The sequence below is a fragment of the Acinetobacter sp. YH12120 genome, assembly GCF_013418795.1.
GTDB lineage: Bacteria > Pseudomonadota > Gammaproteobacteria > Pseudomonadales > Moraxellaceae > Acinetobacter > Acinetobacter towneri.
Map to the genome: position 1 here is coordinate 1 of NZ_VPBI01000050.1, position 1,577 is coordinate 1,577.

Annotated in this window: 2 protein-coding genes; both read left to right on the plus strand. The window is 41.9% G+C overall.

All coding sequences use genetic code 11. From position 1 onward, the window contains the following. On the plus strand, positions 1–206 hold a 206-nt coding region (locus FTU58_RS13900), incomplete at its 5' end, for a HisA/HisF-related TIM barrel protein (RefSeq protein WP_257222376.1). 126 nt (positions 207–332) lie between these two features. Beyond that, positions 333–1,484: an IS4-like element ISAbe18 family transposase gene (locus tag FTU58_RS13905; RefSeq protein ID WP_005176703.1), complete on the plus strand. Its 1,152-nt coding sequence runs from the start codon at positions 333–335 to the stop codon at positions 1,482–1,484. The last annotated feature ends 93 nt before the right edge of the window (positions 1,485–1,577 follow it).

Consider the following 1,577-nt stretch of genomic DNA (forward strand, 5'->3'; position numbering starts at 1 on the left):
AAGGGGTAAACGTCGAGCAGACTGTGAATCTGGCGCAATATTCCGGTTTACCAGTGATTGCTTCTGGTGGCGTGACCAATCTGGATGATGTCCGTAACTTAAAAGGCCAGCCAGGCATTTTAGGCGCGATTACCGGTCGTGCCATTTATGAAGGCAGCCTGAATTTGCGTGAAGCGCAATTGCTGCTGGATGAGCAAGCCCTCTAAGTGCTGCTGTCAGAAAGAGGTCTTCGGGCCACTGCTGTCCCATAGTTTGCTTTAAATAAAAAAACCTGAGTCCTAACAGTTAAAATATGAGTGTAAACAAACACTTTAACGACCAGGATTCAGGTTTTGTCACATCAGAATACCGTATTTCATGAGCTAATTAAACCTGTTGTGCGACAGGATTTTGAACAACTTGCTAAAGTACACCATGTTGGACAGAAATTTAGAGCGGCTTCCCGGTGGGATCAGTTTATTGCCATATTGATGTCTCAATTCTCTTGTAGGCAAAGTCTGAGAGATATTCAATCCAATTTGGAGTGCCAACAGGAAAAGCTGAGTCATCTCGGAGCAAAGTCTATTCCCCGAAGCACGCTGGCACGAATCAATGAGCAGCAGCCTGCTGCCTTGTATCAACAGCTATTTTACAAGTTGCTTAAATACTATGAACACTCAAAAGTAGCTCATAAATTTCGCTTTAAGAATCCCTTGTATTCCTTGGATGCCAGTCATATTGACCTGTCGCTTTCCTTATGTGAATGGGCCAAAGTTCACGACTCAAAAGCCAGCATGAAACTCAGTATAGGATTGAATCACAGCAATGATATTCCTGAGTTTGTTGCAGTTGAAAATGGCAAAGAAAATGACATGGTACAAGGCCGCAAATTCCAGTTTCCTGCTGGCAGCATTGTAGTTTTTGATAAAGGCTATGTCGATTACCAATGGTATGCAAATCTGACTGCTCAAAACATTGGATTTGTCACACGTTTTAGGCCTAAATCTGTGTATCAGGTGATCCAGCAACATCCAGTGCTTGAATCCAAAGGTATTCTAAAAGATGAAACCATTCAGCTGAATAGCGCACATGCCCTAAAAAGAAAAGCCCCAGTGTTAAGAAGAATTGAATATAGAGATCAGCAAAGTGGCAAGCACTTTAGCTTTCTCAGCAATAACTTTCATTTAGCCGCCTCCACCATTGCGGCGATTTATAAAGATCGTTGGAAAGTTGAGCTGTTCTTTAAGGCGATTAAGCAGAATCTCAAATTAAAAGCGTTTCTAGGCCGCAGCAGGAACGCAATTCAGACACAAATCTGGATTGCGATGATCGCCTATTTATTGGTGAGTTTCGCTCGACATTTAGGAAAAACAGGTTGGACAGTTCAACGTTTACTCAGAATAATTCAAGTGAATTTGTTTGAAAGAAGAACTTTAAAAGCTTTATTTTCACCCGATAAAATACCCATAAAACAAGAGGAAGCTCAAATGAGCTTCCTCTTGTGAAAAATTGTGGGACAGCAATGCCCTTTACGGGATTTTTGATGCCCCCGTCATTATTGATTATCTGTTCAATGAACATCAGGTGGCTGTGGTCAG